This is a genomic window from Psychrobacter sp. 1U2, from assembly GCF_051847575.1.
Genome location: NZ_JBPYDC010001376.1, coordinates 1 through 614, shown reverse-complemented (window position 1 = coordinate 614; position 614 = coordinate 1). Strand labels below are relative to the sequence as shown.

1 protein-coding gene is annotated in these 614 nt (G+C 44.5%); it reads right to left on the bottom strand.

Annotated elements, in window-relative coordinates; all coding sequences use genetic code 11:
* Positions 1-147 precede the first annotated feature (147 nt).
* Positions 148-510 (bottom strand): response regulator, encoded by a 363-nt coding sequence (locus ACS8FD_RS22180; protein ID WP_299217801.1) that lies wholly within the window; start codon positions 508-510, stop codon positions 148-150.
* Positions 511-614: the final 104 nt, after the last annotated feature.

The window sequence follows — 614 nt, the reverse complement described above, 5'->3', positions numbered from 1 at the left end:
TCCCATGGGCGCAACCAGACGCTGACCACCGATTTCAAAGACTATGCCACGCCAATCATACACCTGCCCGCCTTGACGACCACTACTACGGGCACGGGCAAGATCAGCTAAGCGTAGAAGCTCGATAAATCCTTTGGAAGCCACAACTTACTCCGTTACTGTACGGATAATACGTACAAGCTCATTTTCGTCGACTGGCTTGACTAGGTACTCTCTAGCCCCCTGACGTTTGCCCCATACCCGATCAGTCTCCTGGTTTTTAGTGCTTACGATTACGACAGGGATATGAGCCGTTGTCTTACCACGGGTAATTTTGCGAGTTGCTTGAAAACCATTCATTTCAGGCATCACCACATCCATTAACACCACATCTGGCAAATATTCAGCAGCCATTGAGCAGCCTTTTTCGCCATTACTGGCTTCTAGTATTTGAAAGTTGTTCTTCGTTAGAATGTCGCGAAATTTTGCCATTTCAGATGGCGAATCGTCTATGACCAACACAGTTGTCATGGTTATTCCTTTTATTGTCGTTTTTATCCATTTGGATAAATTATCAAAGCCATTAAGTAATGCGTTCAGTGAGGTATTGCCTCTTTTTCAAAACATCTGAATAA

Excerpts from the sequence above, each read along its gene's own strand:
- ACS8FD_RS22180 (WP_299217801.1), bottom strand. The coding sequence starts at position 510 with ATGACAACTGTGTTGGTCATAGACGATTCGCCATCTGAAATGGCAAAA.